This is a genomic window from Coleofasciculus sp. G1-WW12-02, from assembly GCF_040219735.1.
Taxonomy (GTDB): domain Bacteria; phylum Cyanobacteriota; class Cyanobacteriia; order Cyanobacteriales; family Coleofasciculaceae; genus Coleofasciculus.
Genome location: NZ_JAVJRX010000119.1, coordinates 92205 through 98872 on the forward strand (window position 1 = coordinate 92205; position 6668 = coordinate 98872).

General features: G+C 44.4%; 4 protein-coding genes. All 4 read left to right on the forward strand.

Features of this window, described 5'->3' with window-relative positions:
• Positions 1–352 precede the first annotated feature (352 nt).
• The 4 genes from RID09_RS19770 to RID09_RS19785 all read left to right on the forward strand — a co-directional run bounded on the left by RID09_RS19770 (position 353) and on the right by RID09_RS19785 (position 6439).
• Entirely contained in the window at positions 353–1309 is a 957-nt protein-coding gene (locus RID09_RS19770; RefSeq protein ID WP_446337632.1) for a glycosyltransferase family 2 protein, read from the forward strand.
• Positions 1310–1501: 192 nt separating this feature from the next.
• On the forward strand, positions 1502–2110 hold the full coding sequence (hpsU, locus tag RID09_RS19775) for a hormogonium polysaccharide biosynthesis acetyltransferase HpsU (protein ID WP_446337633.1): 609 nt from the start codon (positions 1502–1504) through the stop codon (positions 2108–2110).
• A 224-nt stretch (positions 2111–2334) separates the two neighbouring features.
• Positions 2335–3072 carry a hypothetical protein gene (locus RID09_RS19780; protein WP_446337634.1) on the forward strand — a complete coding sequence of 246 codons (738 nt, stop codon included), beginning with the start codon at positions 2335–2337 and terminating at the stop codon, positions 3070–3072.
• A 301-nt stretch (positions 3073–3373) separates the two neighbouring features.
• Positions 3374–6439 (forward strand): TIM-barrel domain-containing protein, encoded by a 3066-nt coding sequence (locus RID09_RS19785; RefSeq protein WP_446337635.1) that lies wholly within the window; start codon positions 3374–3376, stop codon positions 6437–6439.
• Positions 6440–6668: the final 229 nt, after the last annotated feature.

Here is a 6668-nt window from a genome sequence, read left to right on the forward strand (position 1 = left end):
TTGATAGAACGTAATGGCACATCTATCACTGTTTCCCATCCCTGATCCAGGTCAAATTCTTTAACTGAGAATTGTACTGTAGCCTATCCCACCAGAAGAAAGACGCTTAAGACGCTAAACTATGGCTATGGATTTGAGTATCTAGCCAAAGGTTCGTTTAGTAAGCTGGGATGGTAGGGTCAAGGTGGCAAAATCTCATTATCCTATCAAGGAATTAGGAAAATGCCACAATTTTCAACATTTATCACAGTTCCACTCGCCCAAACTCGCTCACGTTTTGACTCCTATTCATTGTAGGGTTCAAAATACAAGTCAAACGTTCCCGTTTTTACCGATTAAATATTTTTTAATCATGACCACTACTGATTCTACAGTTCCCATTTCTGTTCTAATTCCAGCCAAAAACGAAGAAGCTAACCTTCCGGCTTGTCTGGCTAGTGTCGCCAGAGCCGATGAAGTGTTCGTAGTGGATTCTCAAAGTAGCGATCGCTCTATCGAAATTGCCGAAAACGCTGGAGCGAAAGTTGTGCAATTTTATTTTAATGGACGTTGGCCCAAAAAGAAAAATTGGAGTTTGGAGAATCTACCCTTTCGCAATGAATGGGTGCTGATTGTAGATTGCGATGAACGCATTCCTCCTGCACTTTGGGATGAAATTGCTACGGCGATTAACGATCCTAACTATGAAGGGTACTATATCAATCGCCGTGTTTATTTCTTAGGCAAGTGGATTCGCCACGGGGGGAAATATCCCGATTGGAATCTGCGCTTGTTTAAACATCAAAAAGGTCGCTACGAAAACCTGGGAACCGAAGGAATCCCCAACACGGGGGATAATGAAGTTCACGAACACGTTATCCTTAAAGGCTTAGTCGGTTATCTCAAAGCGGACATGGATCATATCGATTTCCGAGATATCTACCACTGGCTGGCACGACACAATCGCTATTCCAACTGGGAAGCCCGGGTCTACCTTAATATGCTCACGGGTCATGATGAATCAGGTACGATTGGTGCTAATTTATTTGGTGATGCGGTACAGCGTAAGCGTTTTCTGAGAAAGGTTTGGGTTTGGATGCCATTTAAACCTACCTTGCGGTTCATTATCTTTTATTTTATCCAATTCGGGTTTCTGGATGGTAAGGCAGGTTATATTTACGGACGTTTGTTGAGTCAATACGAATATCAAATTGGTGTCAAACTCTACGAATTACGCAAGTTTGGCGGTCAGCTGAATCCAGAGGTAGAAACATCAGATGTTTCATCTCCGAAATCTCCGGCTACTTCTGGGGTTTCTCCCAAGCCCTAATCGATTGTTACAAGGTTCAAATTGCTGATTAAGATTTGGTGAAAAGAAATAGGACACAGAAAACTGGAAAAACACGAAAGATACGTGATATTAAGGGGTTTTAGCTTGCCAGTTTACTGTATTGATTTGACTAGGAAAAAATCCAATAACTGATTAGCCAAGAATCTAAAATCTAAAATGGTATAAGTATCTATGAGCCAAGACTTAGACACCACTGTTCCAGGTTTAACCGAACCTCCTGTTTTGGATGACACACCTTTAGTTGATTTGCGAAAGTATGACCAGTCCAACTTTGACCGGGGGCGTTCAAGCTGGTTTGTTTTACTCTGGTGGTTAGTTCAAGCTGTTGCTTTTCCGATAAGTCCTCATAATTTCAATGGCTTTCGCTGCTTTTTGCTGCGCTTATTTGGTGCCACGATTGGTCAAGGGGTACTCATCCGTCCCACCGCTCGCTTTACCTATCCTTGGAAGGTAGAAATCGGAGACTATAGCTGGATTGGGGATGATGTGGTTTTGTACAGCTTAGAGCAGATTCGCATCGGATGCCATTGTGTGATTTCTCAGAAAAGCTATCTTTGCACCGGAAGTCATGATATTCAAGATTCGGCTTTTGGTCTAAAAACGGCGGGAATTAGTATTGGGAACGGAGTTTGGATTGCTACTGATTGTTTTATTGCTCCCGGTGTCCAAATTGGGGCGAATGCAGTGATTGGCGCCCGCAGTAGTGTTTTTAGTAATATTCCGGCTCAACAGGTGTGTTGGGGTACACCTGCTCACCCCCGTTATCTACGACAGATTTAGTTGACAGGCTCTCTAGAGTTCAAAAGTACAGGCAATTATTTACTTTATAAATAGTCTCCAATATGGCTATATGAATATAAAAATAAATAAATAATATTAAAATTTGTTGAGGCAGTAGTAATTACTACCTTACTGTGATAATTGTATGTATAGTAAATGAACTAAACCATCCTTGGGTTCACTGAAAATCGGGTCAACTGATCTTATAAATTTATCAAAAATACATGGGAACAAACAAAGTCAAGCCCCTTAATTTTTCTGGTACATACATAGATGCGAAGTATGTTGAAAATGTGGAAAATTATCCCATTGACAGGCGTACCATTGTCGTCAACCCAGAAGATTCCGATGCTTACCTGAACGAAACGAGTCGGAGCATTATTCCCGCCTTTTCCTCGACAATCCTCAACGATACCATCATCAAGGAAGCAAAATCGTTGCTGTTGCTTGAAGTGGTAGAGACGAAAAACATCGGTAAGATTGTCTTTGAGTCAGGGTGGGATTTGTTAGGCAACTTCCCTGGTGTAGACTTTCCCAAAGATGTACCTCTCTGGAAGTCCCCCCAAGACGAAGCCGGAATCCTAGAAGTTGATCCTTACTTTATGGCAAGGCAATCGAGTCAGCCTGATCACCAAGAGAAGTTTTCAGTCAAAGTCAACCTCTGGTATGCCCCTTCTCTTACCGATTGTGCCATCCATAACCAACATGACTTCCTTGAAATTCATACCCAAATCTTTGGACGGGGAAGTATGCAGAAGTTTAAAGAGAATAATTTTGGCACTCTCTATGAAGATCTCTTGATGATTGAGGGATACACCCAGATCATTCCATTTGGTAAAGTTCACAAACACCAGAAGTATACCTATCCGTGGCATCAATATTACGCGGATACCGATTGCATCTGGATGGCGATCGAATATCACCCCATTAAAAATAGCCACAAAGTGGGAAAAAGGGAATAATTGGATTAAGGTATATCGAGGAATTTGAACGGGAAAGTATTTCCGGGTTGCTCAGTACCAAAACATCCATATCTAAGTTTTGATTTCATGGCAGTATCTATGAAATAATTCTTAATAGTGCCTTTGTTTTTCGGCTTAAAGCTTGTGGCGATAATTCATTCACCATTAGCGTTTCAACTTTTTCAATCATGTTTCCCTCGCGACATTATCTGGGAAATTCCCATATTTTGTTGCGTGACTCTATTCAGAACAAAATTCAACATTTCTTTAATTATTTTTGCCGAGAGAACGTAACATCATCATGTCGAACGAAATTTTTCCAAGTAATCGCATTTACAAGTTTCTCAAGGTTGAGGAATATTTTGGTCGCTATAAAGAATGGGACAAACTGGACTCAGCTGTCAGTCATTCCTTCGAGGCGACTCAAAACACGTTGAGCCTTACATTCAAGAAGGGAGATGGCAGCGATTGCCTGATGTTAATCCAGATCCTTCAGAATGATACCTTGCGGGTGCGCTTCAACCCGAAAAAATCAACGGAGGGGGAATATAGCCTTCTTGACCACTTGCTGGCAAACCGTAACTTTGATGAAACAGACGAAGAGTTACTCAAAAATCTACTCTTTGATGTAGAGTACATAGAAGGCAATGGTCAGGTGGTTTTGAAAACCAAGTCTGACCATAATCCCGTGGTCATGGAAGTGGTTGTCACCTTGGACCCCTTTGGCATCAAAGTGTTCAACAACTCCACATCCAATGCCGACTATGCAAAAATTCCCCTTTGGCAAACCGCAGAACCAGGAATTTACTATACCCCCAATGGTCTAGATGATTATGCCATCATCCAAGCAGTCAAGAGTCCAGCCGATTCCAAGTATATTGGGTTTGGCGAACAGGGAGGAACCAAACTCAGCAAAAATACCGAGCAGTTGAATTATTTCAACTTCGATAATATGCGGTATCGACAGGTCTATGATCGAGGACCTTTAGATAACCGCGAACCCCTTTACCACTCGGAGCCTTTCTTCTATGAGTTTAATGGTATTCCGGGGAGTAAAAACGTCAATGCAGTTCTCCTGGATAACCCCAGTCAAGTCTTCGTGGATATCAACTATAGCAACTCCAGTCGCTATATGTTGGGCACTCGCTTTAACGACCTTGACTATTACGTCTTCATCGCAGAAGATCCCAAGGATATCTTAGATAGCTTTACCGCCATTGTCGGTCGCGCTGAGTTGAAACCGCGTTACGCTCTGGGATATCACCAAGGGTGCTATGGATACGAATGTGCGGCAGATCTCAAGTGGGCTGTTGACAAACATCGGGATTATGGTATTCCTCTGGATGGGCTGGCTGTAGATGTGGATCTCCAAGATAACTACCGGACTTTTACGATCAAGCCGAACTACCAAACGAATAAGAACAATCCCCAGGAGCAAACCTTCGGCAATCACAAGGAAATGTTCAGTTACCTGCGATCGCGGGGGGTTAAGTGTAGCACTAATATTACCCCGGTGATTAGCAAACAAGATGAGGGCAACCCAGGTTACTACTCAACCTACAAAGAGGGACTAGACAACGACTACTTTGTCAAAGACCTGCGCTACGATGCGAACAATCCCGACAATTTTCACTACCAAATCTACGGTGGCGGTAATGAATACTCTTCCAATGGTGGCTGGGTTGAAGGTTACAACAGCGGCAAACCTTACATCGGTGAAGTGTACTACGGAAACGATGCCGCTGGCAACGAGCTGGGAAGTCCAGGGCACTACTCCGATTTCGCCCGCCCGGAAGTCCGGGAATGGTGGGGTAAGCAGTATACCTACCTGTTCGAGCAGGGGCTAGAATTTGTCTGGCAGGATATGACCACCCCGGCAATCCGAGACAAACGGGGAGATATGAAAGGCTTCCCCTTCAAGCTCTATATCAACACCGACTTTGAAGGCACAGTGGAACAAACCACTGTCCTCAAAGCATGGAACGCCTACTCCTACAATCTGCACAAAGCCACCTACGAAGGACTGAATAAACTACCCGGACGGGAGAATAAGCGCAACTTTATCATTGGACGGGGCAGTTATGTGGGTTCTCACCGATATGCTGGCTTGTGGACAGGGGATAACTCCTCTGACTGGGATTTCTTCCAGATGAATATCTCCCAAGTTCTGTCTCTCGGTATGCACGCCTTGGCAATTACCGGGCAAGATATTGGCGGTTTTGAACAGTCAGCCAGCGACGATAAGCAGAAGTGGGCAAGTCCTGAATTGGTGATTCGTTGGACGGCTGCAGGCGCTTTCTTGCCCTGGTTCCGCAATCACTACGTCCGCAAAGGGCGCAAAGAGTTCCAAGAAGTCTTCCAGTATACGGAGTGGTTTGAAACATGGGGTAAGGAGATTCCCGCCCCCCAAGAGTTGTACTACATGGTTCCGACAATTTGCCGGCATTATATTCAGCTGCGCTATCGCCTGATGCAGTTGTTCTATGATGCTTTGTTTGAGAATACTCTGGATGGTCTACCGATATGCCGTCCCTTGTTCCTCAACGATCCCCAAGATCTATCCCTGTACAACGATAAAGAACAATTCCTCAACGATGAGTTCTTTGTCCGCAAAGATCTGCTGATTGCTCCGGTGTTGCACCCGCAATCGGAAAATAACAACAATGGTAAGCGGGATGTTTATCTGCCCCAAGGTAGCGACTGGTATGGTTTTGTGAACAACAGTATGCCTTTGGGTTCTGTGGTAGAAGGGGGAACAACGATACGAGATTTTGATGCCAATATCAATCTCAATGGCGATCACATTCACTTTATCGTTCCCATGTATGTCCGCGCAGGGGCAATTATTCCCACAATTGAGATAGAACAATACGTGGGACAATTAAATGCAGAAGGGAAACCCAATCCGATTACCCTGAATGTCTATCCTGGGCAGCAAGGGGAATACACCATGTACTTGGATGATGGGGTGAGCCGTTCGTCTGCTCCACAAGCCGAAGTGGATGACGATAAAGCCAATGATGAATATCGGGCGACCAAGATTACCCACAGCTACACCAGCGAAAAGACGCGGGAGATTAAAGTAGAGCGCATCCACGATGGATATACGCCCCAATACGAGCAGTATTTCTTTGTGGCTCTGTTGCATGATCCAGGGGAGGCAAAGGGAAATTCTGGTCCACTCAAGAGCGTTACCATTGCCGGACAACAGGTGAGTGCAATTACTGGTAACAGCCCAGAGGAACGGGCGCAGCATCTCAATGATTCTGCCAATAATGCTTGGTATTACAACGATAACATCAACATCAGTTTCATCAAGGTGTTCGATAATGCCTCGTCGATTACCCTCAACTTGAGTTATGTGTAATCTCAAGTTCGGTTAGCTATGTAGAGACGCGCCATGGCGCGTCTCTACGTCTCACCCATTCAGCGTTCTTAAGTGGGAGGAATTGTATGGTAAGCAACCCCGGTCTAAAGACACGGAGCTTCAGCTAATTAGCTGAGGTTATGCTTACCAGCCTAAGTGTCACGCGCACTACGTTATCGGCAAGAGTTAAAGACCTACCAGTAGATGCGATAGCCCGTCTACTGCTCTA

Coding starts and splice junctions, on each gene's coding strand:
- hpsU (WP_446337633.1), top strand. CDS start 1,502: ATGAGCCAAGACTTAGACACCACTGTTCCAGGTTTAACCGAACCTCCT.
- RID09_RS19780 (WP_446337634.1), top strand. CDS start 2,335: ATGGGAACAAACAAAGTCAAGCCCCTTAATTTTTCTGGTACATACATA.
- RID09_RS19785 (WP_446337635.1), top strand. CDS start 3,374: ATGTCGAACGAAATTTTTCCAAGTAATCGCATTTACAAGTTTCTCAAG.
- RID09_RS19770 (WP_446337632.1), top strand. CDS start 353: ATGACCACTACTGATTCTACAGTTCCCATTTCTGTTCTAATTCCAGCC.